The sequence below is a fragment of the Pedobacter rhodius genome, assembly GCF_027213645.1.
Taxonomy (GTDB): domain Bacteria; phylum Bacteroidota; class Bacteroidia; order Sphingobacteriales; family Sphingobacteriaceae; genus Pedobacter; species Pedobacter rhodius.
In genome coordinates this window covers 326,451-351,521 of the sequence record NZ_JAPWGL010000005.1, presented here as the reverse complement: position 1 = coordinate 351,521, position 25,071 = coordinate 326,451, and the positions used below count along the sequence as shown (strand labels likewise).

General features: G+C 37.8%; 14 protein-coding genes. 2 read left to right on the top strand and 12 right to left on the bottom strand.

The window, feature by feature from the left end; genetic code table 11:
* The first annotated feature begins 89 nt into the window (after nt 1-89).
* Both O0931_RS18205 and O0931_RS18200 read left to right on the top strand, forming a co-directional pair.
* Nucleotides 90-4,124, top strand: a complete 4,035-nt coding sequence (locus O0931_RS18205; RefSeq protein ID WP_269416911.1) for a hybrid sensor histidine kinase/response regulator transcription factor — start codon at nt 90-92, stop codon at nt 4,122-4,124.
* A 260-nt stretch (nt 4,125-4,384) separates the two neighbouring features.
* Nucleotides 4,385-4,807, top strand: a complete 423-nt coding sequence (locus tag O0931_RS18200; RefSeq protein WP_269416910.1) for a secondary thiamine-phosphate synthase enzyme YjbQ — start codon at nt 4,385-4,387, stop codon at nt 4,805-4,807.
* Nucleotides 4,808-5,275: 468 nt separating this feature from the next.
* Here the strand turns inward: O0931_RS18200 and O0931_RS18195 are convergent, their stop codons facing one another.
* From O0931_RS18195 to O0931_RS18140, 12 genes are all read right to left on the bottom strand, one after another.
* A complete protein-coding gene (locus tag O0931_RS18195; RefSeq protein ID WP_269416909.1) occupies nt 5,276-6,244 on the bottom strand; it encodes a YihY/virulence factor BrkB family protein in 969 nt (322 codons plus the stop codon).
* 65 nt (nt 6,245-6,309) lie between these two features.
* Nucleotides 6,310-8,928, bottom strand: a complete 2,619-nt coding sequence (locus O0931_RS18190; RefSeq protein WP_269416908.1) for a PAS domain-containing protein — start codon at nt 8,926-8,928, stop codon at nt 6,310-6,312.
* Between the two features lie 104 nt (nt 8,929-9,032).
* Entirely contained in the window at nt 9,033-10,352 is a 1,320-nt protein-coding gene (locus tag O0931_RS18185; RefSeq protein ID WP_269416907.1) for a DUF3887 domain-containing protein, read from the bottom strand.
* 93 nt (nt 10,353-10,445) lie between these two features.
* Nucleotides 10,446-10,859, bottom strand: a complete 414-nt coding sequence (locus O0931_RS18180) for a transcriptional regulator (protein WP_269416906.1) — start codon at nt 10,857-10,859, stop codon at nt 10,446-10,448.
* A gap of 288 nt (nt 10,860-11,147) precedes the next feature.
* Nucleotides 11,148-11,534, bottom strand: a complete 387-nt coding sequence (locus tag O0931_RS18175) for a LiaF transmembrane domain-containing protein (protein WP_269416905.1) — start codon at nt 11,532-11,534, stop codon at nt 11,148-11,150.
* 857 nt (nt 11,535-12,391) lie between these two features.
* Nucleotides 12,392-13,081, bottom strand: a complete 690-nt coding sequence (gene rpiA, locus O0931_RS18170; protein WP_269416904.1) for a ribose-5-phosphate isomerase RpiA — start codon at nt 13,079-13,081, stop codon at nt 12,392-12,394.
* A gap of 636 nt (nt 13,082-13,717) precedes the next feature.
* Nucleotides 13,718-15,706 carry a c-type cytochrome gene (locus tag O0931_RS18165; protein WP_269416903.1) on the bottom strand — a complete coding sequence of 663 codons (1,989 nt, stop codon included), beginning with the start codon at nt 15,704-15,706 and terminating at the stop codon, nt 13,718-13,720.
* Nucleotides 15,707-15,717: 11 nt separating this feature from the next.
* On the bottom strand, nt 15,718-17,139 hold the full coding sequence (locus O0931_RS18160; RefSeq protein WP_269416902.1) for a 3-keto-disaccharide hydrolase: 1,422 nt from the start codon (nt 17,137-17,139) through the stop codon (nt 15,718-15,720).
* Between the two features lie 132 nt (nt 17,140-17,271).
* Complete coding sequence (locus O0931_RS18155; RefSeq protein ID WP_269416901.1) at nt 17,272-19,557, bottom strand: GH92 family glycosyl hydrolase; 2,286 nt, start codon at nt 19,555-19,557, stop codon at nt 17,272-17,274.
* A gap of 102 nt (nt 19,558-19,659) precedes the next feature.
* On the bottom strand, nt 19,660-20,580 hold the full coding sequence (locus tag O0931_RS18150; RefSeq protein WP_269416900.1) for an ROK family protein: 921 nt from the start codon (nt 20,578-20,580) through the stop codon (nt 19,660-19,662).
* Between the two features lie 245 nt (nt 20,581-20,825).
* Nucleotides 20,826-23,273 (bottom strand): glutaminase family protein, encoded by a 2,448-nt coding sequence (locus O0931_RS18145; RefSeq protein ID WP_269416899.1) that lies wholly within the window; start codon nt 23,271-23,273, stop codon nt 20,826-20,828.
* Nucleotides 23,274-23,455: 182 nt separating this feature from the next.
* Nucleotides 23,456-25,066 carry a RagB/SusD family nutrient uptake outer membrane protein gene (locus O0931_RS18140; protein WP_269416898.1) on the bottom strand — a complete coding sequence of 537 codons (1,611 nt, stop codon included), beginning with the start codon at nt 25,064-25,066 and terminating at the stop codon, nt 23,456-23,458.
* Nucleotides 25,067-25,071 lie beyond the last annotated feature (5 nt).

Sequence of the window (25,071 nt, the reverse complement as noted above, 5' to 3'; positions counted from 1 at the left end):
TTACATATTATGATAAATTCACTTTTTTCACAAAAAGCATAATTGTAATTTTATTCACGCCTAACCAAACATTTCTTTTACTATCGAGCATGAAATTTTTACTAAGCCTATTGTTTGCATGTGTTATTTGTATTGTACATGCTCAGGATAATAGCACTTTTAAACACCTTAATGTGGATGATGGACTATCGCAAAGTTCTGTTTTAGCCATTGCTCAGGATTCGAAAGGCTTTTTGTGGTTTGGAACCCGCTTTGGATTAAATAAATATGATTCCCGAAACTTCAAAATTTATAAGCGAGAAGATAACAACAATAAAAGCCTGAGCAGCTCCGAATACATATCAACAATTCTGCCGGCAAATAATGGTGGCTTATGGGTAGGGACACCAAACGGTTTAAACAGGTACAACGAAGCAAGCGATAATTTCGAACATTTTGTTTACGAAAAAAACAATGCGAACACTTTAAGCAATTCGAAAATAAACTGTATTTATCAGGATAAAAAACAGCGTTTATGGGTAGGGACGGCAAATGGTTTAAACCTTTTAAAATCACAAAAAGCCGGTCATTTTACCAGATTCCTTCACAATACAAAACGCCTTCAGCAAATTTACGTTGTTACCGAAGACCATACGGGAACAATTTGGCTAAGTACAACTAATGGCCTTATGCGTATGACCACGGAGAAGGGAAAAGCGGAATTTAAATATTTCAAAACGTTCAGCGATCAACTTAATAAAGCAATTGATAACCACATCACCAGCATTACAGAAGACCGGGAAAACAATTTATGGATTGGAACAAAACAAACCGGCCTGTATAAATTAAACCTTAAAACAGGTGCTATACAGGCCTATGCTTATAACAGCCTTAATCCATCCGGGATTAGCAGCAACAACATCCGAAAAACAATTGTTGATGCCGAAGGCAAACTGTGGATAGGAACGCTACATGGAATTAACATTTACAATCCTGCAACAAAAATTTTCAGCAGCATACAAAACGAACCCGGTAACAATTCCAGTTTGAGTCAGAATTCTGTTTACGATATTTATCAAGACAGGCAAGGCATTATTTGGGTTGGAACCTATTATGGTGGCGTTAACATGCTGTACCCAAACTATACGCCGTTTAAAATATACAGCAGTTCGAAAAACGGCTTAAGCAGCAATGTGGTTAGTTCGATAATGGAAGATGATAAGCACAATCTGTGGATTGGAACAGAAGGCGAGGGACTGAATTATTTAAACCGCAAAACCAATACCTATACAAATTACCGTTATAGCCCGAACAACCCTAAAAGTTTAAGTTCAAATCTGGTGAAAGCGATTATAAAAGATAAAAAGAACAGAATCTGGGTGGGTACACACCTCGGTGGACTGAATCTTTTCAATCCTCAAACCAATAGTTTCAACAGGTTTACCAGTAAAAAAGACGATACTTCATCAATAAGTAATGATGAAATCACTTCAATTTTTGAAGATAGTAAAGGCCGTTTCTGGGTAGGTACCAATAATGGGTTAAACAGTTTTAATCCCGAAACCGGAAAATTTATCCGCAACAGAATTAACGGTTTACACGATGCCGTATTTTTTATTTATGAAGATGCGATGCATACCATATGGGTTGCAACCAATGCCGGTTTGTATCAACTAAAAGCAAAAGAAATTAATTTTAAGCCACGCCTGGCTGGCGGTAAACTAATATTGCCTTACAACAGTATTAGTTGCATAACGGAAGATAAAAAAGGCTTTTTCTGGTTAGGCACTTTCCGCAATGGCTTATTTAAGTTAGATGTAAGAAGACACCGTTACCATAAAATTTCGGAAACCGATGGCTTACCAAGTAATAACATTATTGGTGTTTTGGAAGATAATGAAAATAACCTATGGATTAGTACAGATAACGGACTTTGCAAATACAATCCCGAAAAAAAATCGTTCAATGTATATAACATTAAAGATGGTTTGCCGGGTAATGAATTTAATTACAAATCATTACTTAAAGACAGTAAAGGCGAATTTTTCTTTGGTAGTTTGAGCGGCATGATCAGTTTCTTTCCCGATCATATAAAACAAAATAAAAATATCCCGAAAGCATTATTTACCGGTTTAAAAATTTTTAATAAAACCGTTAATTTAAATCGTGATGAAGGTGTTTTAGACAGTAACATCAGCGTAACTAAATCAGTTACATTTAAATCCAGTGATAATGTTTTTGCCATCGACTTCACCGTTCTTAATTTCATAAAACCCGATAAAAACCTGTATGCCTATAAATTAGTCGGTTTTGAAAAAAACTGGAATTATGTAAACATTCCATCAGCAAATTACACCAACTTATCACCCGGCAATTACACGCTCTTGGTTAAAGGCAGTAATAATGATGGCCTGTGGACAACAGAAGTAACGCAACTTAAAATTAAAGTCCTCCCGCCTTTCTATAAAACCTGGTGGGCCTATTTAATATACTTATGTATCATAGCCGCTATCCTTTTTGTATTTGTGCGGTATTTGTTAATCAGGGCAGTGCTTACAAAAGAGCAGGAAATAAACGAGCATAAACTGGAATTCTTTACTAACATTTCGCACGAAATCCGTACACCTCTAACCTTGATTATTGGGCCGCTGGAAAAAATGATTGATAATGCAAAAGATAACCCTTCGTTAAACAGAGATTTGCAACCCATAAAAACCAATGCCGACCGGTTAATGAACCTGGTTACCGAATTACTTGATTTCAGAAAAGCAGAAAGCGGCAAGATGACTTTGCAGGTTAGTCCCGGTAATATTGTAAAATTTTGTAAAGAAATTTTCCTTGCCTTTCAAAACATGGCAATATCAAACAACATTGCTTATACTTTCGAATCAGATGGTGATGAAATAATGCTTTATTTTGATAAGGTTCAGCTCGAAAAAGTATTGTTCAATCTGCTATCCAATGCTTTTAAATTTACACATAACGGAGGCAACGTAAGTTTAAAAATTCAGCAGGATAAGAATACTGTTGAGATTCGGATATGTGATAATGGGAAAGGAATTCCATCTGATAAGCAAAGCAATCTTTTCAACAACTTTTATCAAGCAAATCCAGGTGTAAACATTGGAACCGGTTTGGGTTTGTCCTTATCGAAAAGCATTACAGAATTACATCATGGCACCATAAAGCTACAAAGTGAAGCTGAAACAGCATTTAAAAATGGTTATACCTGTTTCAAGGTTAGCTTAAAAAAAGGCAAAACACATTTCAAAACTAAAGAACTGGTAGAAGATTATATCTATTATGATGATGTAAAAAATTATACCATCAATCAGACAGCTGCTATTGTTGATACAGCTCCGGAAATAACGATTTCAAAAGAAAAAAAATACAGTATTTTACTTGTTGAAGATAATATCGAGGTTAGAAATTTTATTAAAGAAGCCCTTGAAAACACCTACAACATTTACGAAAGTGAAGATGGTTTAATTGGATGGGAAACGGCTACAGCGTTAATCCCCGATTTAATTTTAAGTGATGTGATGATGCCAAACATGGATGGATTAGAATTATGCCGAAAATTAAAAACAGATGAACGGACAAGCCATATTCCGGTTGTACTTTTAACCGCACGATCGGCTTACATCCATCAGCTAAATGGATTCGAACATGGTGCCGATGCTTATGTGATGAAGCCATTTAATTTAAAAATTTTAGCCTTAAACATTCATAACCTGCTTCAGGCAAGGGAAACCATCAGGCAAAAATTCGGGCAGGTGGTTACACTCGAGCCGAGAAATTTAATTATTAATACCACCGAGCAAAATTTCCTCAATAAAATTATGAACCTTATTGAAGAGCATATTGCTGACCCTGATTTTGATGTGCCGAAACTTGCCTCAGCAATCGGCATGAGTCAGCCGGTTTTGTATAAAAAAATCAGAGCACTCACCGATCTTTCAGTTAATGATTTTATTAAATCAATCCGGTTAAAAAAAGCAGCACAATTACTTAAATCGCAACAGGGAAATATTGCTGAAATCGCGTATGCTGTTGGTTTTAACGATAGAAAGTATTTTAGCCTGGAATTTAAAAAAGCATTCGGAAAAAGCCCAAGCGAATACATGCAGGAAAAGATGGAATAATTATTTTTCGGAAAAAGCTATTTCGACTTCATTCGTTATTTAATCTTTGCCGGCTGAGCGTAGTCGAAGCCACCCTCTTAAAAAACAAAAATTAGCTGGAACTTGAATATTCCTTCGACCATCCACAAGATGACATTACTTAACCAGGTGTCCGCAGGTTTCTAAAAATATTTGCAAATCTTTTTATTGTAATGTGTTAATCTTTAAGGGTAAATTTAAATCCCTAATGTATTCATTTTCCTGAGTAGCAAAAAAATAACATGAAAATATTTCAACAAGCATTTACAATAAGAGAAAGAAAAAGAGGCTTTCATTTGATAACCGAAGAAATTGTTAATGCTTTTCCTGAACTTAAAACGATACAAATTGGCATCTGTCAGGTTTTTATTCAGCACACCTCAGCTTCGTTAACCATAAATGAAAATGCCGATCCAACCGTCAGAATGGATTTCGAAATGTATTTCAATAAATCAGTACCGGAAAATGATCCGGATTATAAACATGATTATGAAGGTTCGGATGACATGCCCGCGCACCTGAAGGCGGCAATACTTGGCAATTCAGTAACCGTTCCGGTGAGAAACGGGCGATTGGCCCTGGGTACCTGGCAGGGTATTTACTTATGCGAGCATCGGAATCATGGCGGACCAAGAAAAATTATCGTGACTGCCTGGGGTGAATAGCAGTAACTAAAGGATTTTATTTTACTTACGTATATTGAGATTCCCGCCTTCGCAAGAATGAAGACTTATTGGAGATATATTTTATGAGAAAATGCCGGCGGGCGGATAGTGGTTCCTGGACCATATGCTTTAAGAATCCCGCCTTCGCCAGGATGAAAAGTTATAGAAAAGGTTTACCCTTTGTTCGAGTCTTGTTCGAGTCTTCTTCGGGAAATCACCCTTTAAACCCCACTTTCAGCAACGTTTCCCGAACAAGTCTCGAAGAAACCCAGAAGCATTGTTATTTAAACTTATCTAAGGAAAAAATTAGAATTTACTAAATTTTGAATAAAGCTTTGCTATTGCCTCATGAAACTAACCGCAGAAAGTCGTCTCCTCTCTTCCGGGGAGGGCTGGGGTGGGGCTTAAGCTTTAAGATTCCCGCCTGCGAAAGGCAGGCGCGAGAATGAGACTTGTAGAATAAAAAAATTATTTATCAGGAACCTGCTTTTGCAATTCCTTGTGGTTATCCTGAATGGAATTCCCCTCTGTTTCTATTTCAATTTCTCTTGTGGTAACCGCATAATGGGCGGGATGAATTTCTGAACCATATGCAACGGCATAAGCTTTGGTAAATTCAGCTCCGAAATATAAAATAATAGAAGAATAATAGGCCCAGAGTAATAAGATAACCAATGAACCCGCCGCACCATAGGTACTGCCCACATTGCTCGATCCAATGTAAAACGATATTCCGAACTTACCTATCATAAACAGAATTCCAGTAACAACGGCCCCCAGGATCACATCCCTCCACTTAATTATGGCATCGGGTAGAACTTTAAAAATAACAGCAAACATTAAAGAAATTACCACCAGTGTAATCGCCATATTCAATACATAGAAAACAACAACTGAAACCTCTTCAAACCGGGCTTCCAATCTTTTGCTAAAAGCATCTACCACGGTATTGATAACCAAAGAAACCATTAAAACGAAACCCAGGCTTATAATGACCGAAAAAGAAAGGAACCTGTTTTGCAGCATTTTTAACCAGCCTCTTTTTGGTTTTGGCTTTAAACCCCATATGGTATTAATAGAATCCTGAATATCGCCGAATATGGTTGTGGCGCCGATAAGAAGCGTTATCAGACCAATTATAAAAGCTACCGTACTTTTCCCGTTCAGGTAAGCACTTTTAATAATTTGTTGTAATTGTAATGCAGTATCTTTTCCTAAAAAGCCTGCAAGCTGACCATAAACCTGCCCTTCGGCTGCCTCCCGTTTTAGAAAAATACCACAAAGTGAGATGACGATAACCAACAAAGGCGCCATCGAAAAAATTGTATAATAGGCCAGGGAACCACTTAGCTTGGTAACCTTATGATCATTAAAACCTGTAAACGATGCTTTTAGAACTTCCCAAATTCCTTTAACCGATATCTTCTTCTTATTCATAATGCTCCGGATCTAGTGCTTTATTAAGAACCGAAGGTTTTACGGTTTTGTTTGAAAGAATATATTTATAATGCCGTTTCTTGCCTTATGGGTATGGAAAAACAGAATGTAGAACCCTTATCCTCAACCGAGTTTACCCAAATTTTACCATTAAGTCTTTTTACAATTTCTGAAGAAATGTATAAGCCTAAACCAAGCCCTGGAAAAGTATGCTGCTTATTTCCGCTTACCCGGTAAAATTGTTCAAAAACACGGTCCTTCTTTTCCCCGCTTATACCGATACCATAATCCTGAACACAAACCTGAACATTATTTTCATGGTCTTCTGTGTAAATGACAATTTCACTGGCGTCAGGCGAATACTTCAATGCATTGGTTAATAAATTAGTTAACACCTGACAAATCCGTTCTCTATCGCCAAAAACTTCGCGTTTAAAGTTTAGATTTTTCTTTATAATTTGCTTAGATGAAGTTCTTTGTACATCTTCAACAACCTCTTCAACCATTTCATTAAAGCCGAAGGTTGAGTGATTAAATTGTAAACGCCCCCCATTTATTTTAGTTACATCAAGTAAATCGCCGATAAGATTGGTTAATCTATCTACCTGCTTATTCATTCTTGATAAAAAGTCTGCATTCTTTAAATCGCCGGAGCGTTTAAACATGGATTCTAAAACCTGGGCATAAGCTTTCAGGCTGGTTACAGGCGTTTTTAATTCGTGACTTGCAATACCCAAAAAATTATCTTTCTGCCGCTCCAGTTCCTTTTGATGCTGAACATCCGTATTTGTTCCATACCATTTCACGATTTTACCTTCAGCATCTTTTAAAGGTAAAGCTCTTACAAGAAACCATCGATAGTTACCATTTCTATCCTTCATCCTAAATTCAGTTTCGTAAGAATCTCCCGTTTTTAATGATTTCGCCCAGGCAGCAAAGGCGTGCAATTTGTCTTCGGGGTGTACAGCTTCCGCCCAGCTTTCTGAAATAACCTCATGCTTTGATCTTCCACTCTGGTCGTACCAACGCTGATTAATGTAATCCAAATTCCCGTCGGGCTTGCTCGTCCAAACGATAGATGGAACTGTATCCGCTAAAAAGTTCAATTCGTTTACAACACTCTGCAAAGCTTCATTTTTATCGTTAAGGGTTTTACGAACATTAAGTTCCGGACGTAAATCACGGGCAATACCAGCAATACCTACAGGCGTATTGGTTATTTCTTCCCTTATCATGTAAAGCTGTTTATGAATCGGAATAATTTCCCCTGTTTTTTGATGGCGTAATTCTAACGCTCCCGACCACTTTCCAAAATTGAACAATACCGGAAGAATTTCATTTTTGATTAACTTGTTGGTCGCTTCGCTATGGTAATCAAACAGATTACTTTTTCCGATATTTTCTTCAGCTATTCCAATCAGTTTTATACCTGAAGGATTGATGTAAAATGTATTACCTTCAATATCGCAGTAGTTACAAAAATCTTCACTGCTATCGACAATAGTTGCCAAACGTTGTAATTCTGCTTTGGCCCTTATTTCTGGTCGTAAATCCCGTGCTGTGGCACCTCTTCCAATAATCTCCCCGGTTTCAGGATCCTTTATAAGTATATAATTAACGTTACACGGAATAATTTCTTTCGTGGTAAAATTTTGAAGATTGATTGTACCCTGCCAGCCTGTTTCATCTTTTATCTCTTTTATGATGTGATGCTGAACACGGTCGAGTTCTTCGGGTGTGTAAAAATCGTGTGCGCTGAATGTGGTAACATCAGCTTCTAAGCCTACTCCAAGCAAATTTCGAGATGCGGCATTCATATAAATCAAATTCCCTTCCATGTCGGCAATCGACATGTGATCGGCATTATGGCTAACCAAACTCATTAATTGTTGCTCCCGCTGCCGGCCGATAACTTCACCCGTAATATCCTGGGCAATACCTGCAAAGCGGTAAGCTTTGTTTTCAGCATTAAAGTAGGCTTTACCTTTACAATGAACCCATCTTATTTGATTGTTTTGTTTAATTATTATCCTGTACCTGATATCATAATTCCCTTCATTTTTTGGATCAATAGCGTCTATAACTGCTGCATTGACCATATTTTGATCATCAGGATGGATACAATCGAGTACATCTTTATAATGAATTTCTCCATCAACGGGAAAACCAAAAAGTTCGCGACAGCGGTTATCCCAGTTAACTTTATTATGAATAGGATCTAAATCCCAGGTTCCAATTCCTGCAGATTGCAATGCAAAGCTTAACCGCTCTTGTGTTTCGGCGATTTCTTTCCTGGCAGAAACCAGCTCAGTCAGATGAGCAGCAGTATTTATTATGGCATATGTGTAACCGTCGCTATCTTTTAAAGGTTTGTAGGTAAATGTAAAATAAAATGTTTGAAGCTTACCATCCACAACCAAGTCGGCCCTTGACTCCTTTGCGTAATAACTTTCTCCGGTATCAAAAACATTTGCTAAAATAGCATGAAATGGTTGTCCGTCGAGTTCAGGTAATGCTTCAGCAAGCGATTTCCCGATAACAGAACCATCTTTACCCCACAAATCGAGCATGGCTTTATTAGCAATGCTGATAATCATTTCCCTCCCCTTATAAATTGCCGTAGGCATCGGTGATGCCTCAACAAGGGCGGTAAATCTTTCCTGTTCGGAATGTGTTGTAATCATTAAAGAGAAATTTATTAAATATAATGAAAATTAAATCCAGAATTTAAGCACAAAAAAAAATAGCCTGAATTTCTTTGGGCTATTTTTCATATTTAAAAATTGAATTATTTTATTTTGATCCAGGCGACAATATCATTAATTAAAGTAGCAGAAACACTCGAAAATGCCTGGTATTGAGTACCCGTACCTTTTTCAACCTGTTGGCTTAACAAATGATTCAGCTCCGGATAAAATTTAAATTCTGCATTTGAATTCCCTGCCAATCCGGCTTTCCATAAATCGAAGTCTTTCTGAGATACCTGGTAATCATTACCACCCTGAATAACAAAAATGCGTGGTTTAACCAGTTTTTTTGCCGCAGCCACCTGGTCGTAATTATTAATATCAATCCAATAAGATACCGGTAAGCCCAATATCACCGAATCAGGTTTCATGCTTCCGAGTTGAGTAACATTGCTTTTAGCAATTTCGGCAATAGCCATATCAAACTGGGCTTTGGCTGTTTTTGCAGTATCGTTGGCTTTGTCAAAAAGATATTTACTCTGCTCCAGAATCATATCCGTTAATTTTCTTGCCGGGGCGGCGGCCAGAATTATACCGCTCAAATCAGGAACCTGGCTTGCAATTCTTGGCGCAAGCATTCCACCCAGGCTATGTCCGAATAAATAAATGTTCTTTACATCTGCTCCGGGAATCGTTTTTGCCATGGCCAAAGCTGCAACAGCATCATCTAGAACTTCTTCCTTAACTGTAAATGTTTTTCTAAACTCCTGGGCATAAATCATGGTTCTCTTTACATATCGAACAGAACCAATACCTTGCGCGGCTAAACCGGCAGCTAAATCTTTAAACGGTTTGTTCGGACCCACGGTTTCATCCATATCAGAAGGGCCCGAGCCATGTACAAACACCACAACAGGGAAGTTTTTGTTGTTTTTAGGCGTAGTGATAATCGCGGCCAATTGGTGACCGGGAGAAGTTAAATAAGTCGTTTTTTCTGAATATAAAGTTGTATCGGCATAGGAAGGCGACAGGTATTTGGCTGCCGTTGGTTTTGGTGCAAAGAAAAATCCGACAATTTTTTGTGCTTTATTAAAACCCAATATAAAATCCTGTGTACCACGCTGAAATTTTCCTTCTACAGTTACGGCAAAAAAATCACCCTGAACTTTACTTTGAACTGCCTCTAAATCCTCTGCCTTTCCTAAACTTGCATTAACATCAGTCCAAACTTTTTTTAGTTGTTCTTCAGATAATTTAGCCTTAACCGTTTCATCGAAATAACCATAAGCTTCGGTATATTTCTCTTCCTGTAAAAGTTTAAAAAAATTATTTGCGCCGTTAAAAAGATTGATAACGTTTTGTGAAAATGATGCGGTTGTAAAAAATAATAGTGCAAAAACTATTAGAACACTTTTCTTCATGAATGATTTGATATTATTTTGTTTAGTTCAATAAACCAAAGTTAATAATATTTGATTCCTATTTTATTAAAATACAACTAATTGGTTAGTTTTTTATTCGAAAGATTTCAATGGTACCATGCATCGAACATCCTTGTTATCGATGTACATTTCAAGACAATAACCATTTGGATCTATATGGGAATCAGACAACAGCTTTTCGAATGTTTTTCCAATTAAAGAAATATCTGACATAAAATCAGAAATATATTCGCTAATAAAATCACCTTTTTGTATAGTAAAACTTTCAAAACCCAAAATTTGTGCTTCTCCGGGATTTAACTCTTCCGCGGCAGCTTTATAAACAATTGATTTTCCATTAGGTTTCGACAGACCAAAATATCTTCGTTTTTCATCAAAGGCAACTACATCATGTAATTTCCTATGGGCAGTTTCTATACCTTCAGGAAAAGATGCTGCCGTTACGTACATTACTTTTATATCTTCATTCAGGTGAAATATTTCCATATCGCTTTTTTATGCAAAATACATCAACATAGAAAATTACGCAACAGGCAAAAGCGACATTATTGAGGGCCGGATATGACAAAGTGAAAAAAAATTAAACTCAACACAATAATATCGAATCACAGCGTTTATGTATATGAGAGCGTTAATTTAGATGACGGGGATGCTGCTTCGGCGGAATCCCCGTTTCTTTTTTATCAATATACCGTTTCTGAATTTTTCTTAAAATAAGAAAGGGACATGTTTAAAAAAATGTCCCTTTCAGATATATGATGGAGTTAAGAATTTTTAATTTTTCGTTTCATGTATTTCATTCGTACAACGAAAATCATTGTTAAAAGTTTTATATTTTTTTGGTTTTAAAATTACCCATAAACCTAAGCCGATTAACAGTAGGGCTGTTGTAATTTTCGATAGTTCGAAATCCATAATTGTAATGTCTTGCAGCGTAAAAATTGCACCAATAATGGTTAACGCTAACCAGCCTCCGCCTTGAAAATTTTTGCGATAGCCAATCCACAAACCTGCACCTAACATAACCGTGTGCCAGCTTAATATCCAATGTGGAATAGCTAAACCTGAACTTCTCAATAAAGCGACCGAACCGATTACAACAATTAAAATGCCTAAACCCATTTGTTTATCTGCGTGATTTTTTTTGATTAGATTTTCCATGACCTTTGTTTTTATATATCAAATGTATCACGAAAGTGAAGGCGGAAAAATGGCTTTTCCTTAAACGGATTTAGTTTATCGGTGGGTGAAGTAAAAGTATCGGTGAAAATATTCAGCAAATTTTACAAGACATAAAAATGTCGGTGAATTTCAAAATCGCCATTGCGAGGAGACTTTTTCAACCAACGAAGCAATCTATTATATCAAAAAGATTTTGATTCACAGAAACTTCGTGCCTATTACAAAGATTTTCCGGCTGCGCTACCATTGACAGATCAAAAGAAATTCGTCATCTTGATTCGATAGCCATCGGATGAAGCGTAGCGAAACGGAGAGATCTTCAACAGATTTCTCGACTTCGTTGCATTTCGCTACAATTGACGTTATTGTTAACTTACTTAAATACATCAAATTATGGGCTATTTGTGTTTATAAGGCCAAAGTACTGATTCTCCGTTCTGCTTTAAACCGGCCTAATAAATTTTTGGGGATGTATTATCCAAGCCAAAGCACAACCTTAAATACAAAAACGGCGTAGCCCTCATGAATACCTATTAAAACAATAAATACTTATGAATAATTTTCAGCCGGCAATTATTAATTAGTTATCATTGTTTTTAATTGTATTAATGAGCTCGCAAAATGCTCGGTTTTGTTTCTTTTGTTGCCAAACCTGCGAAGCAAGCTTGAAGACCAATAAAAATATAAACTTCTCTGAAAAACAAAAAAGCCTGTCCGGCCAGGACAATAAAACACCCCGCCCTGCGGGCACCCCTCTAAAAGAGGGGAATGCAAATAGTAAATGTCATTAATATTGATTTTTATGGAATAAATTTAGCCCTCGAAAGGACGATCATTTATTCAAAAGTTAAAATTTCATCGCCTTTAGCCATTATAACTTTTGAGGTTAGTCCAATAAATAAACCATGGGCAAGTAAGCCATCAATTTGATTTAAAGCAAATGCAAGTTCCTTGGGGTTATCGATTAAACCAAAATCGACATCGACAATGTAATTACCGTTATCTGTTAAAAATTTTTTCCCTTCTTTTTCCCGAAGAATACCCTGTCCATGCAGTTTCTCAATTTGATTGAATACATATTGTAATGCGAGCGGAATGACTTCAACCGGAACGGTAAATGCACCAAGCTTACTTACTTTTTTAGATGAATCAGTTATAATGATGGCATTCTTACTTAAGGAAGCAATTATCTTTTCTCGAAATAAGGCACCACCGCCACCTTTAATTAAATTAAGTGATGTGGTAAATTCATCAGCGCCATCTATACTTATATCAATTGAGTTTAGTGTCTCTAACTTTAATATCGGAATACCATAAGATATAGCCAGTTCTTCTGTTTTGATGGAACTTGCGGCAGCCCTTATTTTAAGACCCTCCTGCATGCGTTTAGCCAATTCTTTTATTGCAAAAGTTGCCGTTGTACCAGTCCCTAAACCAACCACATCATTATCTTTAATAAACTTTACGGCTTCTTTTGCTGCTGCCAGTTTTTCTGCATCCTGTTTGCTTTTATTTATAGATTCCATGTAAGTAAAAGTAGAAAATTATCAAATGACAAGCAGTCATGTATAATTCATTTAAGTTTCTTTCATGTAATGATGATGTCTCATAAATCAACTTACTATTAATTTTGTCATGTTGAGCCTGTCGAAACGCCCCAAAATGCAGTTTCTTAGAGTCCTTCACTTCGACTTAGCTCAGTGAAAGCTGGCTTAAGATCACATTTCTTACTTATAAGACAGCCTCATGGAAAGCTTATCATCAATTAACTCCCCTTCCTTATTTTCAAGGAGGGGTCGGGGTGGTTTATCTATAATTGGTTATTTTCCTAAAATCGAGATAATACTAATACTTCGATAAGACTTACCGTCATTCCCAATTAAATTGGGAATCCCAATGCAATGCTTATTCCTTTTTTACGCTTTAAGATTCCCGCATAAGCGAGAATGACGGTAAATCAAGAATAGCCATAAAAAAATATTTTAACCACCAGGCAATAAATCCTAATTACAACGTTTATGTATATGAGAGCGTTAATTTAGATGACGGGGATGCTGCTTCGGCGGAGTCCCCGTTTCTTTTTAAAGCCAATTCACAACTTGGTTAAAACAAAAAACGGCTGATGTTTCCACCAACCGTTTATTTAAATTACACTATTTTTTTTATTTATCTAAAGAATTAATCCAGGCGGCAATTTTTAAAGCTTCTGCCTTGGTTACCTGTGGCATTGGCGGCATTTCAGTAGAATACCCGGGCCAGTTTTGTGGCTGGGGATTATGAATTAAAGCATAAATTTTTTCTCCTGAATACTTGCGTTTTGCAATTTCTAAAAATGGCGGGCCGATTTGCCTTTTCGTTGGGTTATGACAGGCCAGACAAGTATTTTTAGTTAACAAACCCTCCACTTCTTTATACGATGGTGTTTTTAAAGCTGCAGTTTTTGTTGTCGCCGGTTTCGCAGGTGTTGAACCGGCGGCACCTTTAGCCTCTGGCTTAATACCAGTAGAAGCTTTGGGCGATGCCGATTTTTTAACCGGCGTTGCAGATGCCTTAGGACCAGCTTCAGAATTTCTGGTGCTCACCTCGCTTAATGATAATTTCTCCCCATCAGCAATCTGATTCAAGGTATAATAAGCAACCGGGTGAACCAAAGAATAAAATCCTTCATTATCCCGAATACCATCAAGCGTTAAGGTATGAATATAGTATTGACGAAGGTTCGGAATGATTAGTCTTGCTTTTAAGCCATCTTCAGAAACTTTAACACCTGTAATTTTTAAAGTTTCTACATTTACAGGTGGCGAACCATATACCGGGTGGTATTTATAAATAAAGCTTTCTGCTGCATATGACGCCAGGTCTTCTGCCGATTTACGGTCAACCGGCTTTGTAAATTCAACTTCGAAACCATCAGGCATTGAACGTACGGCCTTCATTTCAAAAGGAACTTTATCATTATACACCAAGCGTTCTAAACCTTCATTAGCGTCGCCCGCCGAACCCCAGCCGCGGTTGGTTTCGCCAACAAACAAGGAACCATCATTACCCCAGGCCAGTCGCAAAACGCCTGAACGGAAGCCTTTTCTGAATAAGAAAGCCGCTCCTTGTTCCTCACCTTTTACCGTTTCAAGGAAAATCCTTGAAATAATGCTCATACCCTGGTCGCCAGCTAAAATTTGCCCGGCGAATGGGCCAAATGTATTTTGCGGAATTTTTACAGGCTCTGAAGATGAAATACCCAGAATTCCGTAAGGCAACCAAACCGATGGCAAACGCAGTTCAGGGAATACCTTTTTCATATCAAAAAGTGTTTTAAACGTTTCGTTTATCCTGTTTTCAGGTTTAATATACCTGCCCTGCTCATTTTTAATTCGGCGTTCATCAATGTTAGAATAGAAAAAGTCTGATGTTAATTTAACCGGAGAATCTGATCTGCCAGTCCACTTTAAACTTGCCGGGTGACCCATAAAATCACCTTTATTTACTTTCCATAAGCCGCCCGATCCAACCCAATCGCCTTGATTTTCGGTATAGTAAAACTGATTATCCAGCATTCCGATACCTGCAGGGGAACGGAAGCCTGCCGCATAAGGTGTCATTTTACCATCTTCGGTAATGTTCATTGCCCAGCCACGCATGGGTACACGGCTTTCTCCTCTCCACCATTCTTCATCGCCAAAAGCAATGTTTGCGGTAACCAGAAAAGAGCCGTCGGCAGCTATTTTCGGACCAAAACTATATTCATGGTAATGGCCGCTTAAAGGCCATGCATAAATGGTTTCATAAATATCGGCTTTGCCATCCATGTTTTTATCAACCAGCTTGGTTAACTCGCCACGTTGTGCAACGTAAATCGCACCGTTTTTATAAGCAATACCTAAAATTTCGTGTAAGCCTGTCGCAAATTTGCGGAAATAAGGTTTTAAACTTGTTGGGTTTTCAACTATCCAAACATCCCCTCTACGAGTAGAAATGCCTAAATCGCCGTTTGGTAAAGTAACTAATCCACCTACTTCCAAAATCGCTCCTTCTGGAACGCGTACCTTATTTATTCTGAAAAAATCTTCTTCTTTTGGCGTTTCCTGAGCAAAAAGTGTTGATAAGCTCAAGCTAAGCGCTAGTATTGCCAGTGTTTTAAATGTATATCTCATCGTAATTCAGACTAAAATAAAATCGAATAATTTAATTTGCTTCCGATTGCTATAATCAGTTGTTTTTTACCATTAACGTCTCTAACGACAGGTTTTTGTCCTTCCGGGAATTGCAAATAGTAAGATTTGTCATCAACCACATATAATCCTTTAGCAACCTCATTAATATCAGCTACTTCTCCTAAAAGGAAGTACAAATCTTTTGCAGGTTGATCCATGGTAATCTCCCTTGATAAACCTTGCCCGTTTTCCAAAACTTTAACCGCATCGGTAACCTTAGTTCCATAAATGATGTACTTAAATTCCGGTCGATCCTGCTCATCCATTACGTATCCTTTAGTGCGAAAACCAGTTCCGGTTGTATCGGTAACCCATGCAGCATCAGCGGTTGCCAATTTTGAAATTGCTAAAACAGGTTTTTTAGTAAATCGAGTTATGCTACCCAACGGACGTGACGTTCCGTTTCCACGATCATCCCACATCGGCGTCGCGTCAAGGAAACCACCATGCCAGCCATGCAATAAAGTGCCGTTATCCAAATCATAACTATATGCAACTTGCTGAGGACCGCCCACTGAAATTGCATGTACTGAGCGTACACCTGGCATTACATCTATAAAACTACGAATCATGGTATTTACCGGTGCTCCAACATAAATTGGGTCGGCATTATTACCTCCACGACGACCATTTTGTACAGATGCCGCAGGAAGATCGGTTATTGAAATGTTTCTGAACGCAATAGAACCATGGTCGCCTTGTATACGTAAAGGAGCAAAGGCTTTTTCAGTTCCATAGCCACCTCTTGTTGCACCCCAAAGTTCTACATTTTCGTGTATGGTTACACCATTTAATTCAACGCTGATTAACCTGGCATTTTCGATTTTCTTTCCAGAACCATCAAATTTAGGTGCCTGAAAAGCGATTTTTAGGTGTTGCCATAAACCCGGCGCTTTACTTGCATTCTGACGTGGTGCAACGCCGCCGTAACCTTTTTCGCCTTCGGGTTTATCATTATCCCAACGCTCATAAAGGCCACCGTTATTTGAAGAAAGCGGGTTTCTGACCGTCCACGAATCTTCTAACTGGATTTCATAATTATTTTGAAGATAGATACCTGAATTCGTTCCTTTTGCAGTCAGGTAATCCAGTTCTAAAACCATATCACCATATTCTTTAATGGTCGTTAAATCAAAGCCTACTTTTTTAGGTGCAGAAATGTTTAGTAAAATGCCCGTCCCTTTTGTTCCTTTAATTGAATTAACCTCATTTAAATCCACGGTTACATCGCCTACCAAAGACCAGGAGTTTCCCGGTTCTTTAAAGGCTGATAAATCTGTCAGCGGAATATTCGGTTGCTGGGCAAATGCCATACAGGTACCGATTAGCCATGTAAAGGCTGTGGTTCCTGTTTTTAATAAGCTAATCTTCATAATTTTGGTTTTGTTAATAGTTGTCTGGTTTTTTAAACCCCTCGTTTTAATCATGAATTAATCCTGGTTATTTTGAGCTTGTTGAAATGCAAAGGTTATCCGACAAGTTCACAATAACAAATAATTTTACTACTATTTTTCTGTAGACAATGAATAAGGGAAATCTGCAGGATTTGACCCCCTGGTTTTATTTGGTGTTGCCGTCATATTAAAATTCAGTACCGCTCCTTTTTGTAAACCGCTATGGCTGATCCAGTTTTTTGAATAAGGTTTCCCATCGATTTGTAACGATTGGACATAACGATTATCTGAGCTGTTTGAAGCCGCATTAATTACAACTGTTTTTCCATTATCTAAAGTCAGGGTTATTTTCTTGAACAACGGCGCGCCTAATACATACTGATCTGTTGCAGGTGTTACCGGGTAAAAACCCATTGCCGAGAATACATACCATGCAGAAGTTTGGCCGTTATCTTCATCGCCACAGTAACCATCAGGCGTTGCTTTGTACATTCTATCCATCGTTTCGCGAACCCAGTATTGCGTTTTATATGGTGCACCACCGAAGTTGTACAAGTAAATCATGTGCTGAATCGGTTGATTACCGTGTGCATATTGACCCATGTTTGCAATTTGCATTTCGCGAATCTCGTGGATTACACCACCATAGGCACTTTCATCAAATACCGGGGGCAAAGAGAAAACCGAATCCAGTTTAGTTACAAACTTATCGTGGCCCCCCATTAATTTGGCTAAACCATCAATATCCTGAAATACCGACCAGGTGTAGTGCCAGCTGTTCCCTTCGGTAAAAGCGCCACCCCATTTAAAGGGACTGAAAGGGCTTTGAAAAGTGCCATCCTGGTTTTTTCCACGCATCAGGCCAGATGCCGGATCGAAAAGATTTTTGTAATTCATTGCTCTTTTCTTGTAGATTTCAATTTCAGAGGCCGGACGTTTCAAAGCTCTTCCTAACTGATAGATGGCAAAATCATCATAAGCATATTCCAAAGTCTTCGCAGCATTTTCGTTTATTTTAACATCAAAAGGTACATAACCTAATTCGTTATAATATTTTACACCGTTACGGCCAACTGCTTCTATAGGGCCTTCGTTATTTGCGCCATGTTTCACGGCATCCCATAAGGTATTTATATCATAACCACGCAGGCCTTTAATGTAGGCATCAGAAACAACCGAAGCCGAATTGTTACCGACCATAATGTTCGCGAAACCCGGACTGCTCCACTCGGGCAGGAAACCACCTTCTTTGTAATCGTTAATCAAACCTTCCTGCATTTCTTTATTTATCGAAGGATAGACAAGGTTTAAGAATGGGTATAAGGCCCTGAAAGTATCCCAGAAACCGGTACCGGCGAACATATAGCCTGGTTTGATATCGCCCGTATATGGGCTCCAGTGTACAATTTGGTTTTTGGCATCTAACTCATATAATTTATTCGGGAAGAATAATGTACGATATAGGCATGAATAGAAAGTGCGCATTTGGTCGATTGTGCCACCTTCGACGGCAATTTTGCTTAGTGTTTTATTCCAAACCGCTTTTGCTTTCGATTTTGTTGCATCAAAGCTATCGTTAGCCAATTCTCTCCTTAAGTTCAGTTCTGCCTGTTCAAAACTGATAAAAGAGGATGCCGTTTTAGCGGTCACTTTTTCACCTTTAACTGTTTTAAAGCCAATTACGGCGCCGGTATGGTCGCTTGTCAGCTCTAAATCATCACCTAATTTTTTACCGCTCCAGGTTTTAGCTAATGCAAAATCCTTATCAAAATAAATTACGAAGTAGTTTTTAAAGTTTTTAGGCAGCGGACCACGGGCATATTTACTGGTATAACCGATAATCTTTCTTTCTTTAGGAAAAATTTTGATATAAGAACCTTTATTCTGTGCGTCAATTACCACAAAAGAACTATCCGTTTTAGGGAAAGTAAACCTGAATTGCGCTGCTCGCTCAGTCGGCGTAAGTTCGGTTGTTACATCAGCATCAGCTAAATAAACGCTGTAGTAATAAGGTTTAGAAACCTCAGCTTTATGGCTGAACCAACTTGCACGTTCCTCATCGGCAAATTTTAATTTACCGGTTACCGGCATAATTGCAAATGCGCCGTAATCATTCATCCATGGAGACGGCTGATGCGTTTGTTTAAACCCGCGAATTTTATCAGCATCGTAGGTATATGCCCAGCCATCACCCATTTTACCAGTTTGGGGCGTCCACATGTTCATACCCCAGGGCACACCAACCGCCGGGTAAGTATTACCATTAGATAAACTTGGTTTAGATGCCGAACCCATCAATGGATTAATCCATTCTACAGGATCGGCAATTTTGCCTACTTGTTGTGCGAAACTTCCTGTTACCGCAAAACTTAATAAGGCGATGAATAGTTTTTTCATTAGTTGTATTCAGTTTATGTGTTTGCTATTTAATAATTTATTCCAGTCTGCTTAATCACTAAATGGTTTTACTAACTGCTAGTAAAAAAAAGGTTTTACCCTTTAATTCGTTTTAATGTCGACTGCTGTATTCTTTATACTGTCGTTTTCAGGGAAATTTAAATCACAACAGCTTGCAGCACCAATGAGCGCAGCATTTTCTTTTAACTTTGTTACTTTAATGGCTGTATGAATATCATGACCTTTTAAAGTTGCAATTAACTCAGGAGAAAATGCAGTGAAGGCCCTTGATATATTACCACCAATAATCACCACATCAGAATTATACTTTTTAATAACCGGGATTAAAAATTTCGCCAGGTTAGAACCAAATTCCATAAACACCCGGACAGCAAAATGGTCAGTTGGTGTTAAGGCTGTTAATTCTTTTACACCGGCAACACTTTTACCGGTTAATTGATAATAACGGTTAACAAACCAACGGGTTGATAAATAATCCTCTGCAATTCCATTCAAAAAAGGCGCATTCCATAAATCCGCATCTTTAGCAATACCAACTTCGCAATAGGATGACCCTAGTCCGGTACCTAGCGTTAAACCCAAAACATTTGCATTTCCCCTTGCAGCACCTCCAAAAACCTCTCCTTGCAGAAAACCGGCAGCATCATTTATAAAATGAATATTTTCCGTTTCTATCTGCAAACAACAGGAAAGTTCTTCTTTAATGTTTACACCATACAGCGCTTTAAATTTATCCTGATCTTTTATCAGGGATATACCTTTTTCATAATCAAACGGTCCGGGCATAGCAACACCTATACGTTTTGTTTGATTTGTTGATGCGCTAAATGCATTATTGATAACCTCGCACCAGGCGGTTAAAATTGTTTCTTTACCTGCCTTTGAATCTACTGCGTTGCGTTTTATCGAATCCTGAATAATTGTTCTGGTTGTTAAATCCACTAATGCCGCTGTAATGTGCGAGCCACCTATATCTACACCTAAGGCAACAGGGTTTTCCATTCTGCTTATCTTTTCTTTATAATTATTACCTGCAAATCACCAATTCAAACCGGCATTTACTTATCAGCTTAAACCGGTTTATTCGGCTATTTAATGCCTTTCTAAATCGGTTTACCATCTATCTTTAGAAGTGCCTAAATTAACAGTAATTTCTTAAACATCAGGCATCAGATAATATCTTCTGTGCTTTCTTAAATGATCCGATAAATCAGTTGCATTGATTCATATTTTTGTAGCCTGATTTTCTAATTTTTAATCCCCCACTTGTCCGCCAATAATTTTATAAAATAACCGCCAACTACACTTCTGGCCTGGAAACCAACTTTAGTACCTGTTGTTGTTTCATGCCAATCATTAAGCGGTACACGGCTTTCGGTTTCATTCGCAAACTTATAAACAGGCTTTACAAATTTTTGAAAATCAGCCTGATTATCTGCAAGTGTTGCTGTCCACATTATCCAATCAGATTTGGTATACGTTTTACGGCTATCTAAGGGCAAACCAAAAGCATTTTGCCTGGTTAAATAGTAGTTAATTTCCTTTTTATAAACGGCTTCAGGAAAAAGTTTAAGTCCTAATAATTTATCCCAAACGAGGTTATATTTCTGGCTCCAGGTATTTTTATCGTTGAAAGTTAAGGCATAATGGTCGCCGTCATCAGCCATCTGCTGCCATTTTTTAGCCATATCTAAAGCAATATCTTTGTATTTTTTTGCTTCTCCTGCTTTGCCTAACTGCTGAGCCATTTGCGCATAAGCACCGATTGCAACAATGGCTTTAACTGATAAATTAGCATTTCTGGCTAAATGCCCCGCAAAATCGTCAGTACATAATTGATTAGCCGGGTCGAAACCTTCTTTAACCAGGTAATCTACCCAGGTTGATAAGATAGCCCAATGTTTTTCTGCATATTTTGTATTGCCCTGTGCCTTCGTAATTGCGCCGGTTAAAATTATCATGTTACCCGCTTCTTCGACCGGCATGTCCTCACCATAAGTTTGGCCGTTTGCAAAGGGATAGGTTCCTAAATCGTGCGCCGGATAAGGTTTTTTCCATCTTCCACTTTCAGAATAGTAAAAAATTCCATTCAGCATACCGGTTAATAGTTCAGGATTATAGATTAAATATTCTGGTGCAGACGGATAAGTTACATCAACGGTGTTAATGAAACCTCCGCTGAAATTCTCTTTTGAAAGGAATAGGATATCGTTGTTTGGTGCATACACAATTTTATGTGCAGCAATGCTCTGTCTGTAAGCCAGCTCACATAATTTTGCATATGCTGTTCCACCGGCTTTTTCGGCATCAGCGTAAAGCTTTGCATTAAAGTCAGCACATTTTTTTACTATCGATACGTAATCTTTATCAGCATTTGCCAGTTGTGTCTCAAATTTTTCTCCTGATTTTTTCCAGATAGGAGCCAATTGCATTCCAAAATACTCCACTGATTTCAAATCATCATAACCCATCATTAAGTATTTTTCAACCGAATTTTCTGAGACAGAACCAAAAGGAATAATACTACTTAAATTTAGTTCTTTAGCATTTGACACTTCATCCGCTAACGGATACTTAGCACCCAAAAAGCTATTTAAACTTTCTGCCTGCTTATTAATGTATTGTGTAGCTTTGAATTTTTCGGGAACAGCAACATACATATAACCCCAGTCAATTCGTAAATCGTCTGCTTTCTTTTGCAAAATTGGTTGTTCTATCGTTCCGGCAGTTAAAATTGAAAGATTGTTAACCGTAGATTTCTTAGCTGTTACAGCCTGGTCTGGTGTATTTACAGCAATATTTGTTGACGCACTAAAGTACAAATCTACCTTATGTGCTTTAGCATCGGTTGATTTTACAGCATAACTGATGTAACTTATTGGTCGTGCTGTAAGTGCGATGTCATTTAATAAAAGCGGAGCGGTAAAAGTAACTTCCAGATTAACATGGCCACAGTTAAAATTGTACTTAGTGGTGGTCGCTTCAACTTTTACGTTCGTTTGCTTAGCTAAGCTTATGGCAGATTTCTGAGGGATTTCTTCTACAATGCCTGCATCAAGATACCGGCCACCAGCAGTATTTTTAACGTGAATGGCCAATACATTTTCACCTGCATTTAAATCACCTTCTCTAATTGGAATGTAAATGTATTCGTGTACCCAACCTTCTTTTTTATAAACTGATTTGCCATTGATGAAGACCTCAACATCATCGTCGTGATTAAGCTTTAAATATTTTTTTCCCGCTGATAATTTAGCAATAGAGAATTTCCGCCTGTAATATAAATCGTCGCTGTTCCATTTGGTTTTAGCCGATTTATCGTCGCCAAAAGGTGCCGTACCTTTTTGCCATTTAGCATCATCAAATGCTTTAGCTGTCCAACTTTCGGCTGGTTTATTAAATGAGTAATTTGCCTGGTAAGCAGTTTCGTCTGAAGCTGGAAGTATCGTTTTATATTCTTTTGATTCGGCACCTAAAAAGCGGTAAAATTGACCATCTACCTTTAAAACGCCTGATAGGGATTGGTTTTTACCCGTCCAATGTTTAGTTACAGATTGATTAAGTTCATCCCCGAAGGACCAAATGCTAAAATAGGTATCGTGTGTTATTAACGGGTAAGCGGGTGCTCTATCCTGAGCATTTAATCTGAGTAGAAACAGGATGCTTACAACAATCAGCGAATAATATTTTTTCATAAATGTTTAGCTATTATTTTGTAAAAACTTTAAATGATGAAAAGAAGATTCACCTACTTTAATGTTAATAAAACAACATCTCGTTGCTCAAAGCAATAGTAGATAGGCTACTAAAAATCTTAAAAAAAACTAATAGTTAGTTTAATAGAAGATGCTCTTTTACAAGCATCTTCTATTTTTAATTAGTACCCAGGGTTTTGTTTAATTCCCGGATTGATTGCAATTTGTGAGCTTGGAATTGGGAATAAAGCTTTTGTTGCAGTTGTAGGCTTATGATCCCACCAGGTATTGGTTGTGAATTTACCGAACCTAACCATATCTTCTCTACGTTTACCTTCAAAAACAAATTCACGACCTCTTTCTGCCAAAAATTCATCTGGTGTTAAAGTTGCAATTGTATATCTGTTTACAGCATAATCCGCCGCTGAGAAGCGTCTGACAATACATTTGTTAATTAAATCAACAACTTCTTGTGTTGCCACATTTCCATTTTTACGCATTAAAGCTTCTGCCTTGTTATAATAGGCTTCAGTTATACGATAAAGAACAAAATCATTTGCCCAATAACTCGCATCAGTTGGTAAACCAACCTGATATTTATTAAAACGTGCGCCGCTATTCTCTTCGCCCCTGGTCATTCCACCCTCTCCGGTTTCGCCTTCGCTGTTTCTTCTGATTTCTTTAACAAAAACAAGCGGTTTATTATTATACTCTTCTGTACCTAAAACCGGGTCGGTTGTACTTCCATATTTATATTGCGGACCTATCAAAAACCATTTTTGCTTTCTTAAATCAGTATCTTTATACGCATCGAACGCCGACGGAACCACAACCACAGCGTTATTACCGTTTCTGTCCGTTCCATTAATTTGTTTTTGATTATAGTGCCAGAACAAACCTTCGAAACCTAATCTCCAGTCTGCAGCTTTAAAATCGTAAGCAATCTGAAATAAATTTTCTTTTGATTTATCGTTAGCAACACCGAAAGGTGCATAAATATCCGGATCTAAATCTGCATTACCGTTTAATCCTCCAACTTGCCCGCCAATAATTTTATCACTTGCAGCGATACAATCATCCCAACGAGGTGTTCCGGTCCAAACTTCGGCATTCAGATATAATTCCGAAAGCATTGCATAACCGGCCGCTTTGCTTACACGGCCGACTAAATTGGCTGATAATGGTTTCAATAATTCAACATTATCTTTAATTTCTTTTTCAATAAAATCAAAGACTTCTTTTCGGGTTTTAGTTGGCGGGTTTAATGGTGTTCCAACCGTAGTAACAATTGGAATATTGCCGTAAATATCTATCAGTTTAAGGTAATGCCAGGCCCTTAATACTTTAGTTTCTGCAATAATCGAAGTCTTCTCATCAGCCGTCATTCCAATTTTAACGAAATCAACTTTTTCTAAATCCTGTATCGTGTTGTTGCAAAATCCGATACCTTGCCAAATTAAATCCCACGGACCTTTAATGGTGTTATCAGTTACCGTCCATTCGTGGTTATGCAAGCGAATCCATTGTGCCCCATCATACCCGTGCCTGCCTTTTTGCGGCCAGGCAACCTGGTCTGCGGTTAGTTCATTAAGCCTCCAGTAGTTATTATTATCCATAAAACTTACCCAGGCACTTGCATGGGTAAAAGGCCTAAGCACTGCTGCCATTACTTCAGTTCTATTATTATAAAAATTGGTTGCAATAATAGAATTATACACGTTTTCATCCAGCTTAGTGCAGGAGCCCAGTGTAATCACACCTAATAAAGATGTATATAATATAAATTTTTTCATTTCTA